This window comes from Sphingomonas sp. NCPPB 2930 (genome assembly GCF_042867205.1).
In the GTDB taxonomy this organism is placed as follows: Bacteria; Pseudomonadota; Alphaproteobacteria; order Sphingomonadales; family Sphingomonadaceae; genus Sphingomonas.
Genome location: NZ_JBHZQU010000001.1, coordinates 1 through 14,355, shown reverse-complemented (window position 1 = coordinate 14,355; position 14,355 = coordinate 1). Strand labels below are relative to the sequence as shown.

Genomic DNA, 14,355 nt, shown 5'->3' with positions numbered 1-14,355 from the left:
GCTTAACCGATGTGCGCAATGCCGGTATGCAGCAGGGAGAGGAGGAACCGCGCGTCTTGGTCGGCCAGAGAAAGCCCACATCGTTCGACATCGCGCAACTGGCGGGGGTGTCGCAGCCGACCGTCAGCCGAGCCCTGCGCGGCAGTCCTTCGGTGAGCGCGGCCACGCGCGCCCGGATCGAGGCGATCGCCAAGACGCTGAACTATACCGTCGACCGGGCCGCCTCCAACCTGCGCAGCGGGCAGACGCGGACGCTGGCGCTGTTGCTGTTCCGCGATCCCTCGCCGGGACGGACTCTGATCAATCCCTTTTTTCTCGGTATGTTGGGCTCGATCATGGAGAGCTGTGCCGAGGTCGGTTACGACCTGCTGGTCTCGTTCCAGAATGTCGAGAACAACTGGCAGGCCGATTATGAGGACAGCCACCGCGCCGACGGGCTGATCCTGCTGGGTTATGGCGACTATGCCGATTATCGCGAGCAGCTGGACCAGCTGGTGGCGCGCGGCACCCATTTCGTGCGCTGGGGATCGGTGACGCCGGACCAGCCGGGGTTGACCATCGGATGCGACAATCATGCGGGCGCGCTGGCCGCGACCCGGCATCTGATCGCCCAAGGCCGACGGCGTATCGCCTTTCTGGGCGACGCGACCGACCATTATCCCGAATTCCACGACCGCTATCGCGGCTATCGCGACGCGCTGGCCGAGGCGGACCTGCCTTGCGACCCCGCGCTTCAGGTCGGCGCGATCTCCAGCGAGGAGGAGGGCGAGCGCGCGGCGCGTTCGCTGCTGGCGCGGGGGCGGGCGTTCGACGGGATCATGGCGGCCAGCGACCTGATCGCGCTCGCCGCGATGCGCGTGCTGGCGGAGGCGGGGATGCGCGTGCCCGCCGATGTGTCGGTGGTCGGCTTCGACGATATTCCTGCCGCCAGCTTCGCGCACCCGCCGCTGACCACCGTGTTGCAGGACGCCTCCGCCGCCGGGCGATTGCTGGTCCGCGCGCTGCTGGCGGAGATTGCGGGCAAGCCGCGTGTCACCGCGCTGCTGCCCGCGACGCTGGTCGTGCGCGGATCAAGCATCCGGCCATAAAGACAAATAAAACAGATGATTGGGACAGGATATGGAGAAGCCGCGTCAGGGCTTTTGGGGCTTGTGGAACACCTCGTTCGGCTTTTTCGGCATCCAGATCGGCTTTGCCCTGCAAAATGCCAATGTCAGCCGCATCTTCCAGTCGCTGGGCACCGCCGAGAAGGACCTGGCGTTTCTGTGGATCGCGGCCCCGCTGACCGGGCTGCTCGTCCAGCCGGTGATCGGCCATTATAGCGACCGGACCTGGGGGCGTTTCGGGCGGCGGCGGCCCTATTTCCTGGCGGGGGCGGTGCTGGCGACGCTGGCGCTGGTGGGCATGCCCAATGCCGGTGGGCTGGTCGCGGCGGCGATGCTGCTATGGCTGCTCGACGCGTCGCTCAACGTCTCGATGGAGCCGTTCCGCGCCTTTGTCGGCGACATGCTGCCCGGTCGGCAGCGAACTGCGGGCTATGCCTTCCAGACCGGGTTCATCGGCGCGGGCGCGGTGCTGGGATCGCTGGCGCCGATGGTGCTGACCGATGTCTTCCATGTCGCCAATGTCGCCGGACCGGGCGAGCTGCCCCCCTCGGTGCGCTATGGCTTCTATATCGGCGCGGCGGCCCTGTTCGTCGCGGTGATGTGGACGGTCCTGACCACGCGCGAATATTCGCCCGAACAGATCGCCGCCTTTGCCGATGGCGATGCGCAACAGGCCAGCCATGGCGATGCCCCGCCGTCGCGCGGCATGGGGGCGGCGCCGCTCTGGATCGCGGCCGGGCTGGCGATCGTCGCAGGCGTCGGCTGGCTGGGGCTCGACAAGCCGGTCTATCTGCTGGGCGGCGGGTTGGTCGCCTTCGGCCTGGCGAAGATCGTCAGCGCCGCGCTGGTGCGCAGCGGGCGCGGCGGCAACGCGCTCAGCCAGATCCTCGCCGATCTCGCCGCGATGCCCGCGACGATGAAGCGGCTGGCGCTGGTCCAGTTCTTCACCTGGTCGGCGCTGTTCATCATGTGGATCTATACCACCCCGATCGTTGCCGATCGGGTATTCCATACCAGCGACCCGAGCAGCGCGGCGTTCAACGAGGGCGCGAACTGGGTCGGGGTGCTCTTCGCGGTCTATAGCGGGGTGGCGACGCTCTGGGCCTTTGTCCTGCCCCGGCTGGCGCGGGCGATCGGGCGGCGCAACACGCATGTCCTGGGGTTGCTGTGCGGCGCGGCGGGGTTCGCGTCGTTCCTGGTGATCCGCGATGCCTGGTGGCTGCTCGGCGCGATGGTGCTGGTGGGGATCGCCTGGGCGTCGATCCTGACCATGCCCTATGCGATCCTGTCGGCCGCGCTTCCGGCGGAAAAACTGGGTATCTACATGGGGTTGTTCAACATCTTTATCGTGCTGCCACAGCTGATCGTGTCGTCGGTGATGGGTGCGGTGGTCGGGCATTTCTTTCCCGGCAACCTGGTCTGGGCGATGGCGATCGCGGCGGGGGTCATGGCGCTGGCGGCGGCGGCGATGCTGCGGGTGGCGCGCGACGCCTGATCAGCGGGGCAGGGTGATCGTCGCCGCCAGCCCGCCCTCGGGCCGGTTGGCCAGGCGGATATCGCCCCCCGCCTCGCGCACGATCGACCGCGCCAGCGCCAGCCCCAGCCCGATCCCGCCGGTGTCGCGGTTGCGCGAATGCTCCAGCCGGATGAAGGGGTCGAACACCGTCTCCAGCTGGTCGACGGCGATGCCGGGGCCGCGATCGGCGACGATGATCGCGATCCGGTCGGGCAGCGCGTCGATGCGGACATCGGCGGAGTGGCCATATTTGACCGCATTCTCGATCAGGTTGCGCACCGCGCGCCGCATCAGCGAGGGCCGCAGCTTCAGCCGAAGCCGCCCGCGCTCCTCGAAGCTGACATCCTGGCCCAGGTCATGGAAATCGGCGACCACGGCATCGACCAGCGCGTTCAGGTCGACATCGGTTTCCGCCTCGCTGGGCCGCCCGACGCGTGCGAGCGAGAGGATGTCCTCCAGCGTCTTGTTCATCTCGGCGATGGTATCGGCCATGCGCAGCCGATCCTGTTCGTCCTCGACCGACTCGATCCGCACGCGGAGCGCCGCCAGCGGAGTGCGCAGGTCGTGGCCGATCGCGCCGAGCATCCGGTCCTTCTCCTCCAGCATCGCGCCGATCCGCAGGCGAAGGGCGTTGAACGCGGCGATCAGCGCCGACACGTCCAGCGGGCCCTGTTCGGGCATGGACTCGCCCTTCTCGCGCGGATCGAAGCCCTCTGCCGCGCGGGTCAGGTCGCGCAAGGGGCGCGAGATGCGTCGCCCGATCCAGAGGACGGGCAGCAGGATGACGCCGTAGAGGATCAGCGTCTGCGCGATCAGCCGCCAGACCAGGAACAGGCCGTCATGCGGCCAGAAGGATCGCGTGACCAGCCAGCCGCCGCCCTTGCGCTCGACCGCGATCAGCAATTCCTCGGCGGGGATGCGACGGCGGTCGCCCCGGCGGCGGGGCCAGTCGAAATCCTCCGGATTGAAGGGGCGCACGCCGGTCACCACCCGGACGACGGGATGGCCGGTCTCGGCAAGCCCGTCGCGGATCAGCGCCTCGACCTCCTTTACGCGCGGCAGGTTGGGGCGGATCGGATTGTTCGCCGAGGCCCGCACCCGCCCGCGATCGGGGGGAAGCGGCTTGCCGTTGGCGGCGCGCTCGATGGCGTCGTTCAGTCGCGCGATGGCGGGGCCGGAGGTCTGTTCGAGCTGAAGGCTGCGCCGCTCGCGCAGCAGCAGCGTGAAGCTGATCGCCTGCGCCACGAACAGCGCGATGGCGAGCAGCAGCGCCATCTGCCCCGCCAGCCGACGCGGCCAGAGCCGGACGGTCATCGGCGGGCGGTCACAGGCGGGTGACCTCGGCGGCCAGCGTATAGCCGCCGCCCCAGACCGTCTTGATGATCTCGGGGGATTTGGGATCGGTCTCGATCTTGCGGCGCAGGCGGCTGACCTGGTTGTCGATCGCGCGGTCGAAGGCGGCGGCCTCGCGCCCCTGGGTCAGGTCGAGCAGCTGGTCGCGGGTCAGCACCTGGCGCGGGCGGCTGACCAGCGCGAGGAGGAGGTTGTATTCGCCGGTCGACAGCATCACCGACACGCCCTCGCGATCGACCAGCGACCGCTCGCCCGATTTCAGCACCCAGCCGGCAAAGGCATAGGAGCCGCTGTCGGGCGCATGCAGCCGCGCCCCCCCGGATTGGGTCCGGCGCAGCACGACCTTGGCGCGGGTCGCCAGTTCGCGCGGGGAGAAGGGCTTCACAACATAATCGTCCGCGCCCATCTCCAGCCCGACGATGCGGTCGGTTTCCTCGGCGCGCGCGGTCAGCAGGATGACCGGCACCTCGCTGGTCGCGGCGATATGGCGGCACAGCGACAGGCCGTCCTCGCCGGGCATCATGATGTCGAGGATGACGAGGTCGATCGCATAGGCGGCCAGCCGCGTCCGGGCCGAGGCGGCATCGCCCGCCTGGGTCACGCGGAAACCCTGTTTGGTCAGATAGACGGCCAGCGGTTCGCGGATCGAACGCTCGTCGTCGACGAGCAGCAAATGCGGCGTATCGGACATGATCTCTGGGTCTAGCATGGCGGGCGCGGCTCGCAAGCGGGGCGACCGTTGGGAGAATCGGTCGCCCCGCCTGACGGCTCAGTGGTCCTGCGGCGCAGGCTGAGGGGGAGGGGGCAGGTCGCCCGGACGGTCATGGCCGAAGCGGCGGCCGCCGAAACGGGGCGCGGCGGCGCGTTCCGTCGCGTCGATCCTGCCGTCGTGATTGGTGTCCAGCCGGTCGAACATGGCGAGCGCGCGCGCCCGGAACGCATCGGCGGTGATCGGTCGCGGTGCGGGCCGGCCGGGGCGTTCGCCCTCGGGGCGCTCACCATGGGGGCGGGGCCCTTCGGGGCGGCGCTGCTGCCATTCGGCGCGACGCCGGGCGTGATAGGCCTGCATTTCCTCGGGCGTGACCGTGCCGTCATGATCGGCATCCATGTCGGCGAAGCGCCGGTCGGCGTCGGCGATGGCGGCGGCGCGGGTGATATTGCCGTTCGCGTCGGGACGCACCCCCATCATGCCGCCGGGCGATGGCGGCGGCATGTCGTCCTGCGCATAGGCGGCGGTGCTGCCGAGCAGCGCGGCGAAGGAAAGGCCGATCAGGGTCTTTCGCATGGCGGGAGCATTCCTTCTGGACGGAAGGGCCATTCCCTCCGGTCATGCCCCCTTGTCGCACCGTCCTGTCACCGGATCATGTCGCGCCCCCCGGTATATTGTCGCAAAATGTGCGGAAAGGGTGCGGCGTCAGTCCAGCAGCCGGTCGTCGAACAGGCCGTAGAGGATGGTCGAGGCATAGAGCGCGATCGCATGCGGCCGCTCCATGGTGCTGGCCCATTTGCGCATGTCGAAGGCGGCGTTCTGGAGCGCCATCAACGCCTGTGCGGCGATCAGCGCATCGACCGGGCGCATCGAGCCCTCGGCCACCCCGTCCATGATCGTCCCCGCATAGCGGCGTGCGATCCGGTTGGACCGTTCGACCATCGCGGCGCGCTCGTCCCCCGCCAGGCTGGACAGCGCCGAGGTGCGTAGCAGCGGCCCGCGCTCGGCGAACTGGATGTCGAGCAGCGTGGCGATCGCGCTCGACAGCCGGTGCCAATGGCTGCCCCCCGCCGCATCGGCCAGTTGCTGCGCGCCGGTGATCGTGTCGAAGCTGCGGCGATAACAGGCGGCGACCAGATCGTCCTTGGCGTCGAGATGATGGTAGAAGCTGCCCTTGGTCACGTTCAGCTCGGACGCGATCCGCTGCACGCTGGCGCCACGATAGCCGAGTTGGTTGATGAGCCGCGTCGCCGCCAGCAGGAAAGCCTCGCGCCCCGGCTCCGACGCGCTGGCCCGGTGCTGTTCCAGGTCGAGCAGGGTGGGGCGCCAGGCCGATCCCCGTGCCGCGACGCCGTGGGTCAGCACGTCGAGCAGCCGTGCCTCCACCCGGTCATACTGGTCGGGTTCGTACCGGCCCAGCCATACGGGCAGCCAGAAGGTGTTTTCCAGCAGGACATGCGCCCGCGCGCCGTACAGGTCGGTATGCGCGCGGCTGGCGGGCGTACCCCACAGGCTGCGCGTGGCGCGGAAGACCTTCTGCCACCCGGCCATCAACCGGCCGCGAATGGGTTCCTCCATCGCGCGCAGGTCCGACAGCACGGCGAAGGGCGTTTCCTCGCCCCGTTCGATCCGCGCCAGCCGCGCCATGTTGATCGAGACATAGCGTGCGACCCGCGCCTGCGGCGTCGGCTCCTCGGCGGCGGTCGCCAGCATCTCCAGCAGCCGCTCGAGCGTGTTCTCGAACGCGGCGGCGGCCAGTTCCTCCTTGCGGCGGAAATAATAGGTGACGCTGGTGGTGTTCAGCCCGACGCGGCGCGCGACATCGGCGAAGGTCATGCCCTTGGCCGACTGTTCGTTGATCGCCTGCGCCGCCGCCGCCAGGATGGCGTCGCGCTTCTGGCGATAGCGTTCGGTATTCAGCCCTTCGCCGACGGGCATCGCGGTCATCGCGTCGAGTTCCTCATGGTCGTGTAATTGCCGATTAGAAGAAAAAGTGTCGCCGGTCATCGCCCTTCTTGCCGTTTCGCGGGGCAGGTGGGGCAGGGACGGCGGCGTTTCCAAAGATCGGGTATGTCCGGCGGGCCTTTAGTCGCGCAGCCGGATCAGCCCCTCCTGCGCGACGCTGGCGACCAGTCGGCCCTCGGCGGTGAAGATGCGCCCCCGGTTGAACCCGCGTGCATGGCCTGCCCAGGGGCTGTCGGTGGTGTAGAGCAGCCACTGGTCGGCGCGGAACGGCTCGTGCAGCCACAGCGCGTGGTCCAGGCTGGCGGTCTGCATATTGTCGATCAGCCAGTTCACCCCGTGCGGCAGCGTCGAGGTGCCGAGCAGCGCGAAGTCGCTGGCATAGGCCAGCACCGCGCGGTGCAGCGTCGGGTCGTCGCCGATCGGCGCCACCAGCCGGAACCAGATCGCCTGGGTCGGCTCGCGCGGTTCGGGCTGGAGCAACTGGCGCGGATCGACCGGGCGCAGCTCGATCGGGCGCGGTCGGCTGAGAAAGGCGCGGATCGGTGCGGGCACCCGGTCGCCCAGCGAGGCCAGGAGATCGCGTTCGGATGCCAGACTGTCCGGCATCGGGACATCGGGCATCGCATCCTGATGGTGCAGCCCGTCCTCGGGCGTCTGGAACGAGCAGGCGAGGTTGAGGATCGGCTTGCCCTTCTGCATCGCGATCACACGCCGCGTCGCGAAGCTGCGCCCCTCGAAATCCCGCTCGACCCGGTAGATGATCGGATAGCGTTCGTCCCCTGCGCGCATGAAATAGGCGTGGAGCGAATGCGCCGCGCGCGGGGCGTCGGTCGAGCGTTGTGCGGCCTGGAGCGCCTGCGCGATCACCTGTCCGCCGAAGACCCGGCCCTCGCCGCCCGGTCGGCGGGCGCCGCGATACAGATCGGTGTCGATCTCCTCGACGTCGAGCAGGGCGACCAGCCCCCTGGCAAGCGCTTCGGGGGAGGGGGCGGAGGGCTTGGCATGGTCCATCCGTCCTTGATGGATTCCGCTAACGTAAACGTCAATGGAGCGGCGGGCAAAAGATACTATCGCGCTCCTGGGGTGCCCGCTACACAGTTCGCGTCGACGAGAAGATCGGGAGATGGCGATGGAAGTCTTGAATGAAGATGGCGCCTCGGAGCGTGCCGAGCTGCACTTCCTGGCCGCGTTGACCGATGAATTGATGCGGCACCTGATGGATGCGGGTGTGTTGAACCGCACCCAGCTCCAGTCGATCGAGAATGCGGTCGCGGAGCGGACGGGCGGGATTCCCCGCGCCTGGTGACGGCGCCGCTGCCCTCCGCTGGCGGCAGGGCACGGACCCACGCGCGTCGCATGACACAAACGTCATGAAACGGCACGGTTAGCGGCTTTTCAGCTTGGGGAAAGCCGCTAACGTGACCGGATGAGTGACGCGCAAGATGACGAGGTCGGCTTGGGTCGGCCGGTCGGTGATTCGATCCTGGGGGTGCCGGTCGGCATGGGGCAGCGCGATGCGGTACGGATCGCGATGCGCCGCGACCGGCTGCTCGCCGGGCTGACCCTGACGGCGGGGGCGGGCTTCATCCTCGCGCTGCCGTTCGCGCTGAAGGAAGGGGCGGAGTTCTTCCTGCCGCTGACCACCGCGCTGGTCATCGCGATCGCGCTGGTGCCGATCCTGGAGTGGCTGGAGCGGCGTCGCGTGCCGTCGCCGCTCGCCGCGCTGCTGTGCGTCCTGCTGTTCCTGGTGGTCGCCAATATCGCGCTGGCGGCGATCGTGGTGCCCGCGACCGACTTCTTCCGCCTGCTGCCCAGCCGGATCGGGCGGATCCAGGACAATCTGGCGCCGCTGCTCGATCTCTATTCCAGCCTCGAACGCTATGTGAACAAGGCGCTGCGGCAGGTCGCCGCGACCCCGATCCGCCAGGCGCAGACGGCGGCCGTCTCGCCGCCCAGCTCGATCCTGGAGCTGGCGGCGACCTCCGCGCCGGGGCTGATCGTCCAGTTCCTCTTCGGCGTCCTCGTCGTCTTCTTCGTCCTGTCGGGCTGGACCCGGATGCGGCGCGAGACGATTCGTGGGCGGACGAGCTTCGACGGCGCGATGGCGACCGCGCGGGTGATCCAGGACGTGGTCGACGACGTGTCGGCCTATCTGGGCACCATCACCATCATCAACCTGGCGCTGGGCGGCGCGGTGGCGGGGGCACTGTCGCTGTTCGGCATGCCCTATCCGCTGATGTGGGGCGGCATCGTCGCGCTGCTCAACTATATCCCCTATTTCGGGCCGGTGATCGGCGCGCTGCTGCTGGCGGTGGGCGGGCTGATGACGTTCAGCGACATCTGGGTCGCGCTGGCGCCCCCCGCCATCATGTACGGCATGCATCTGGTGGAGGCGAATTTGATCACCCCGCTGATCGTCGGGCACCGCCTGACCATCAGTCCGATCCTGATCCTCGTCTCGCTCAGCTTCTGGGGATGGGTGTGGGGGACGCTGGGCGCATTGCTGGCGGTGCCGCTGCTCATCATCCTCCAGACCGTGCTCAAGGCGGCGGGCAAGCCCGACATTGCGGGCTTCCTGTTCGAGCATGGAACGCTCACCCATCTCGACCGCGACAGCGACCCGGCGGACGTTCCGCAAGAAAAATGAAATGATGCGTTGACAGGTCGGGAACGCTCGCCTAGTTGGCGCGCCTCGACGCTTTCAGCGGGTGTAGCTCAGTTGGTTAGAGCGCCGGCCTGTCACGCCGGAGGTCGCGGGTTCGAGCCCCGTCACTCGCGCCACTCTCCTCAGAGAATGGCTGAAAATATCGAAATCCCCTCTAGGGGCCGATGCCGATTTCGGTTGGCATCCCATGGCTTTCAAGCGGGTGTAGCTCAGTTGGTTAGAGCGCCGGCCTGTCACGCCGGAGGTCGCGGGTTCGAGCCCCGTCACTCGCGCCATCCTTCGGGATGGCGCTTTTGTTTTCAGCACAGACATTGCCGGTTTGGTTGTGAGCGCGGGGCATGCGCTTCGACCTCGCTCAGCGCGAACGGGCGTTGATTTTCGTGGCCGATGGCTTCCCGGAAAACCCGCCCCCTGCGCCCATCCCTCCGTTCAGCCTGAGCGAACGGGGTTGGGGAGCGAGGATGCGGTGGCAGGTGCAGGAGGCAGGGCTAGTTCCCTGGGGCCCCCTCAGCCCCGTCCCCCCTCCATCCAGCGCAGCAGCGGCTTCATCGGCGTGATCCACACGATCCCCGCGACGACATAGAAAAGCAGCTGCAACACCCAATGCCACCCCCCGACCACGCCGGACAGGCTGGCGACCAGCATCGCCCAGACCATGATGATCGCGACGATCAGCAGCATTCCGGCGGGTTTGCGCCAACTGGGGGTCATGGGACGATCCATTCCGATTCGGTGGCGATGGCGTGGAGCGGCGCGTCCCAGCTGTCGGGCGTCAGTCCCTTGACCTCCTGCGCGCTCCAGGCGATGCCGACCCGCCAGGCGTCGGGATGGGCCGCGAAGGCGCGGTCATAATGCCCGGCGCCCTGTCCCAGCCGATTGCCGCGCCGGTCGAAGCCGACCAGCGGCGTCACGATGATGTCGGGGGCGCATTCGGGGGCGTCGGGGGAGGGCTGGTAAAGCCCGAAGGCGCCGATGGCCAGATTCTGCCCCTGCGACCACCGCAGGAAGCGGATCGGGCTCGCCCGGTCGACCACATGGGGCAGGGCGATCGTTGCGCCTGCGTGTAGCGCCGCCTCGACCCACAGGGCCGGATCGGCCTCCGACCCCAGCGGGCGATAGGCCGCGACGATCAGGCCGGGCAGCAGCCGGTCGAGAAAGGGGCGCGCGACCGGCAGCAGGCCGGGGCCATGCGCGTCGCGAACCGCCCGCATCCTGGCGCGCAGGGCACGTTTGCCGGTCATGTCGGAAGAAAGCGGGTGGCGGGACCGCCATGGCCGTTTGCCGTAATATCCACTGACGCCCAATACGTCAGGTGGGGACCATGTACGTCGGACCAGGGTCCGGGCAGGGACAGCCCCCTTGGATGAAGAATAGCCTCAGGGATTATCGTGGCTCGTACCGGGCAGAGCCCGCCGCCGACCCATGTAGGCGAGGACTCCGCGTTACTCAAGGGCGGCCGTTCCCGGATCGCCCTTCTTCGTCCAGCGCATCGGCCAACCCCTCCAGCCGCTCGGCGATCCGCGCGAGCGCGGCCTCGCTGACCGCGGCCCCGGCGGGCGGGCGCCGCTCGGCCTCCTCCAGCGCGTCGGCCAGCATCAGCGAGACGAAGAGCAGCGCGCGTTCGCCATTATGCCCGCCCGAGGCGCGCAGCGCGGCCGACCAGCGCTGGTCGAGCATCTGGCCCAGCATCCGGACGCGCGCCTCGCCGCCGTCCTGGCAATAGACGGTGTGCGGACGGTCGCCGACCAGGATCGTCACCTCGGCCATCAGGCGGCGCTCCCCCGGCTGATCACATCGTCCAGCGCGGTGACCGCGTCGGCCATGCGCGCCTTCAGCGCGGCATGACGGCGGGCGAGCGCGTCTTCCTTGGCCGCGCGGGTGCGGATCGCCTGTTCGATCCGGGCGATCGCGCGGTCGATCCGCTCGACGGAGGAGAGGACATCGTCGACAATGGGTTCGGGCATGAATGCGGCTTAGCAGGATGGCTCCATGCGGCAACCCGGAATTGGATCGTCCGGGGCCGAGGGGCGGTTGACAGCGGCCCGATCGGCCCCGAAAGGCGAGCGCGAACGGTGGAATTCGGCGGCACGGGCCGCTACATCCCCCACCGAACCCGGGGCCGGGCGTCCAGCCATCGGCCCGACGTGAAAGACAGGAGATTGCTGGCATGACGGTCAAGGTTGCAATCAATGGCTTCGGCCGCATCGGCCGCCTGGTCGCGCGCGCCATCCTCGAGCGGGGCGGCGACGCGCTGGAACTCGTCGCGATCAACGATCTGGCCGATGCCAAGTCGAACGCCTGGCTGTTCAGCCGCGACAGCGTCCATGGCCGCTATCCGGGCGAGGTGTCGGCCGACGGCAACGACATCGTGATCGACGGCAAGCGCATCCGCGTCACCGCCGAGCGCGATCCGGCGAACCTGCCGCACAAGGAACTGGGCGTCGAGCTGGTCCTGGAGTGCACCGGCTTCTTCACCGACAAGGCGTCGTGCGAGAAGCACATCGCGGCGGGTGCGAAGAAGGTGCTGATCTCGGCCCCCGGCAAGAATGTCGACCTGACCGTCGTGTACGGCGTCAACCATGACAAGCTGGCCGCCGACCACACCATCGTCTCGAATGCCTCGTGCACCACCAACTGCCTGGCGCCGGTCGCCAAGGTGCTGAACGACGCGATCGGGATCGAGCGCGGCCTGATGACCACGGTCCACGCCTATACCAACGACCAGAAGATCCTCGACCAGATCCACCCCGATCTGCGCCGCGCCCGTGCCGCCGCCATGTCGATGATCCCGACCACCACGGGTGCTGCCCGCGCGGTGGGCGAGGTTCTGCCGGAACTGAAGGGTAAGCTGGACGGCTCGGCCATCCGCGTGCCGGTGCCCGACGTCAGCCTGGTCGACCTGACCTTCACCCCGGCGCGCGACACGACCAAGGAAGAGGTCAACGCGATCCTGAAGGCGGCGTCGGAAGACGGTCCGCTGAAGGGCGTGCTGGTCTTCTCGGACGAGCCGTTGGTGTCGATCGACCTGATGCACTCGCCGCAGTCCTCGACCGTCGACAGCCTGGAGACGGCGGTGATCGACGGCAAGCTGGTACGCGTCGTGTCGTGGTACGACAATGAATGGGGCTTCTCGAACCGCATGGTCGACACCGCGACCGCGATGGCGAAGTTCCTCTGATGACGACGGGGCGGGCGATGACCGGGCATCTGGCCGGCATCGCCCGCCATGCCGTACCGAAGGGGCCGATGGAGGTGATCGACACCGCCATCGTCACCCTGGCGGGCGGCGTCGAAGGCGATTGTCGCGGGCGGATCAAGCCCGGCGGGCGCGGGCGGCGTCAGGTGACGCTGATCGAGCGGACCGACTGGGACGCCGCACTTGCCGAGATCGACCGCGACATCCCCTGGCAGGCGCGCCGTGCGAACCTGCTGGTCGAGGGTTTCGACCTTCCCCAAATTCCGGGCACCCGGTTGCGTATCGGGCCCGTCCTTCTGGAAATCACCATGGAATGCGATCCGTGCCACCGCATGGACGCGATCGCCGACGGATTGCAGGCGGCCCTCAGGCCCGACTGGCGCGGTGGCGTATGCACCCGCGTGATCGAGGGCGGCACGATCCGCATCGGCGATAACATCAGGATTGAGGAATCATGACCAAGGCCTTCAAGACGCTCGACGATATGGGCGATGTCCAGGGCAAGCGCGTGCTGGTCCGCGAGGATCTGAACGTGCCGATGGCCGATGGCCGCGTGACCGACGACACCCGCCTGCGCGCGACGATCGCGACCGTGACCGAATTGGCCGACAAGGGCGCGATCGTCCTGGTCCTCGCCCATTTCGGCCGCCCCAAGGGGCAGCGTAATCCCGACTATTCGCTGGCGATGCTGACCCAGCCCTATAGCGACGTGCTGGGCCGTCCGGTCCGCTTCATCGACGATGTTGCGGGCGAGGCGGCGGAAGCGGCGGTCGCGACGCTGAACCCCGGCGATATCGCGATCCTGGAAAACACCCGTTTCCACGCTGGCGAAGAGAAGAACGATCCCGAGCTGGCGGCGCAGATCGCGAAGCTGGGCGACCTGTACGTCAACGACGCCTTCTCGGCGGCGCACCGCGCGCATGTCTCGACCGAGGGTCTGGCGCGCCAGCTTCCGGCCTTTGCGGGCCGCGCCATGGAGGCCGAACTCGACGCACTGGAAAAGGCGCTGGGCAATCCGCAGCATCCGGTCGCGGCGGTGGTCGGCGGGGCCAAGGTCTCGACCAAGCTCGCGGTCCTCAAGCATCTGGTCGGCAAGGTCGACCACCTCATCATCGGCGGCGGCATGGCCAACACCTTCCTCGCCGCGCGCGGAGTCGATGTGGGCAAGTCGCTGTGCGAGCATGACCTGACCGGCACCGCCGAGGAGATCCTCGACGCCGCCGACAAGGCGGGCTGCACCGTCCACCTGCCCTATGACGTGGTGGTCGCCAAGGAGTTCAAGCCGAACCCCGCGACGCGCACCGTCAACGTGCATGAGGTCGCCGCCGACGAGATGATCCTCGACCTCGGCCCCAATGCGGTCGAGGCGCTGGGCGATGTGCTCAAGAACTGCCGCACGCTCGTCTGGAACGGTCCGCTCGGCGCGTTCGAGACGCCGCCCTTCGACATGGCGACCGTCGCCCTCGCCAAGACGGCGGCGGCGCTGACCCAGGATGGCAGCCTCGTCTCGGTTGCAGGTGGTGGCGACACCGTCGCCGCGCTGAACCAGGCGGGCGTGGGGAGGCAGTTCAGCTTCGTCTCGACCGCGGGCGGCGCGTTCCTGGAATGGATGGAAGGGCAGGACCTGCCGGGCGTCGCCGCGCTGATCTCGTAACCTCGATCCTCCCCTGCAAGGGGAGGTGGCAGGCCGAAGGCCTGACGGAGGGGTGTCAGCGCCAACGAGAGTGCGACACCCCTCCACCAGCTTCGCTGGTCCCCCTCCCCTTGCAGGGGGAGTGTTTACCCCGGACTCTGCAGGCGTTTTCTGGCGAGGAATATGTCGAGGGTGATCTCGAGCATGTTTTG

General features: G+C 68.3%; 16 protein-coding genes and 2 tRNA genes. 9 read left to right on the top strand and 9 right to left on the bottom strand.

Translation table 11 applies throughout. The features are described 5' to 3' along the window. The first annotated feature begins 56 nt into the window (after positions 1-56). The gene (locus ACFX59_RS00090) at positions 57-1,088 is read left to right on the top strand and encodes a LacI family DNA-binding transcriptional regulator (RefSeq protein WP_387428449.1); all 1,032 of its coding nucleotides are present in this window, start codon (positions 57-59) and stop codon (positions 1,086-1,088) included. A gap of 31 nt (positions 1,089-1,119) precedes the next feature. Further along, a complete protein-coding gene (locus tag ACFX59_RS00085) occupies positions 1,120-2,601 on the top strand; it encodes an MFS transporter (protein WP_387428446.1) in 1,482 nt (493 codons plus the stop codon). Here ACFX59_RS00085 and ACFX59_RS00080 read toward each other — a convergent pair whose 3' ends face one another. From ACFX59_RS00080 to ACFX59_RS00060, 5 genes are all read right to left on the bottom strand, one after another. After that, the gene (locus ACFX59_RS00080; RefSeq protein ID WP_387428444.1) at positions 2,602-3,936 is read right to left on the bottom strand and encodes an ATP-binding protein; all 1,335 of its coding nucleotides are present in this window, start codon (positions 3,934-3,936) and stop codon (positions 2,602-2,604) included. A gap of 10 nt (positions 3,937-3,946) precedes the next feature. Next, a complete protein-coding gene (locus tag ACFX59_RS00075) occupies positions 3,947-4,666 on the bottom strand; it encodes a response regulator (protein WP_307099751.1) in 720 nt (239 codons plus the stop codon). Between the two features lie 78 nt (positions 4,667-4,744). Beyond that, positions 4,745-5,260: a ca2+ sensor protein gene (locus ACFX59_RS00070; protein ID WP_309696383.1), complete on the bottom strand. Its 516-nt coding sequence runs from the start codon at positions 5,258-5,260 to the stop codon at positions 4,745-4,747. Positions 5,261-5,389: 129 nt separating this feature from the next. Then, on the bottom strand, positions 5,390-6,631 hold the full coding sequence (locus ACFX59_RS00065) for a TetR/AcrR family transcriptional regulator (RefSeq protein WP_387429589.1): 1,242 nt from the start codon (positions 6,629-6,631) through the stop codon (positions 5,390-5,392). A 138-nt stretch (positions 6,632-6,769) separates the two neighbouring features. Continuing rightward, positions 6,770-7,660, bottom strand: coding sequence for an acyl-CoA thioesterase II (locus ACFX59_RS00060; protein ID WP_309701825.1), 891 nt, complete (start codon positions 7,658-7,660; stop codon positions 6,770-6,772). A gap of 118 nt (positions 7,661-7,778) precedes the next feature. Here ACFX59_RS00060 and ACFX59_RS00055 point away from each other — a divergent pair, with 118 nt between their 5' ends. The 4 genes from ACFX59_RS00055 to ACFX59_RS00040 all read left to right on the top strand — a co-directional run bounded on the left by ACFX59_RS00055 (position 7,779) and on the right by ACFX59_RS00040 (position 9,589). Continuing rightward, complete coding sequence (locus ACFX59_RS00055; RefSeq protein ID WP_307099746.1) at positions 7,779-7,955, top strand: hypothetical protein; 177 nt, start codon at positions 7,779-7,781, stop codon at positions 7,953-7,955. Between the two features lie 195 nt (positions 7,956-8,150). Then, complete coding sequence (locus tag ACFX59_RS00050) at positions 8,151-9,296, top strand: AI-2E family transporter (protein ID WP_309698211.1); 1,146 nt, start codon at positions 8,151-8,153, stop codon at positions 9,294-9,296. 57 nt (positions 9,297-9,353) lie between these two features. Then, a tRNA-Asp gene (locus tag ACFX59_RS00045) sits at positions 9,354-9,430 on the top strand. Positions 9,431-9,512: 82 nt separating this feature from the next. Further along, positions 9,513-9,589, top strand: a tRNA-Asp gene (locus ACFX59_RS00040). Positions 9,590-9,821: 232 nt separating this feature from the next. Here ACFX59_RS00040 and ACFX59_RS00035 read toward each other — a convergent pair. The 4 genes from ACFX59_RS00035 to ACFX59_RS00020 all read right to left on the bottom strand — a co-directional run bounded on the left by ACFX59_RS00035 (position 9,822) and on the right by ACFX59_RS00020 (position 11,278). Further along, the gene (locus tag ACFX59_RS00035) at positions 9,822-10,025 is read right to left on the bottom strand and encodes a DUF2842 domain-containing protein (protein WP_387428438.1); all 204 of its coding nucleotides are present in this window, start codon (positions 10,023-10,025) and stop codon (positions 9,822-9,824) included. Next, positions 10,022-10,555 carry a 5-formyltetrahydrofolate cyclo-ligase gene (locus tag ACFX59_RS00030; RefSeq protein WP_387428436.1) on the bottom strand — a complete coding sequence of 178 codons (534 nt, stop codon included), beginning with the start codon at positions 10,553-10,555 and terminating at the stop codon, positions 10,022-10,024. Before ACFX59_RS00030 ends, ACFX59_RS00035 begins: the two co-directional genes overlap by 4 nt. Positions 10,556-10,760: 205 nt before the next feature. Further along, a complete protein-coding gene (locus ACFX59_RS00025) occupies positions 10,761-11,081 on the bottom strand; it encodes a cell division protein ZapA (RefSeq protein WP_307099741.1) in 321 nt (106 codons plus the stop codon). After that, positions 11,081-11,278 (bottom strand): hypothetical protein, encoded by a 198-nt coding sequence (locus ACFX59_RS00020; RefSeq protein ID WP_307099739.1) that lies wholly within the window; start codon positions 11,276-11,278, stop codon positions 11,081-11,083. The genes ACFX59_RS00025 and ACFX59_RS00020 overlap by 1 nt, the downstream gene beginning before the upstream one ends. A gap of 203 nt (positions 11,279-11,481) precedes the next feature. Here ACFX59_RS00020 and gap point away from each other — a divergent pair, with 203 nt between their 5' ends. From gap to ACFX59_RS00005, 3 genes are read left to right on the top strand one after another with little or no spacing between them, the layout of a single operon-like run. Then, a complete protein-coding gene (gene gap / locus ACFX59_RS00015) occupies positions 11,482-12,492 on the top strand; it encodes a type I glyceraldehyde-3-phosphate dehydrogenase (RefSeq protein WP_387428433.1) in 1,011 nt (336 codons plus the stop codon). Further along, a complete protein-coding gene (locus ACFX59_RS00010; protein ID WP_387428430.1) occupies positions 12,492-12,968 on the top strand; it encodes an MOSC domain-containing protein in 477 nt (158 codons plus the stop codon). The genes gap and ACFX59_RS00010 overlap by 1 nt, the downstream gene beginning before the upstream one ends. Next, complete coding sequence (locus ACFX59_RS00005; protein WP_387428427.1) at positions 12,965-14,164, top strand: phosphoglycerate kinase; 1,200 nt, start codon at positions 12,965-12,967, stop codon at positions 14,162-14,164. Before ACFX59_RS00010 ends, ACFX59_RS00005 begins: the two co-directional genes overlap by 4 nt. Positions 14,165-14,355 lie beyond the last annotated feature (191 nt).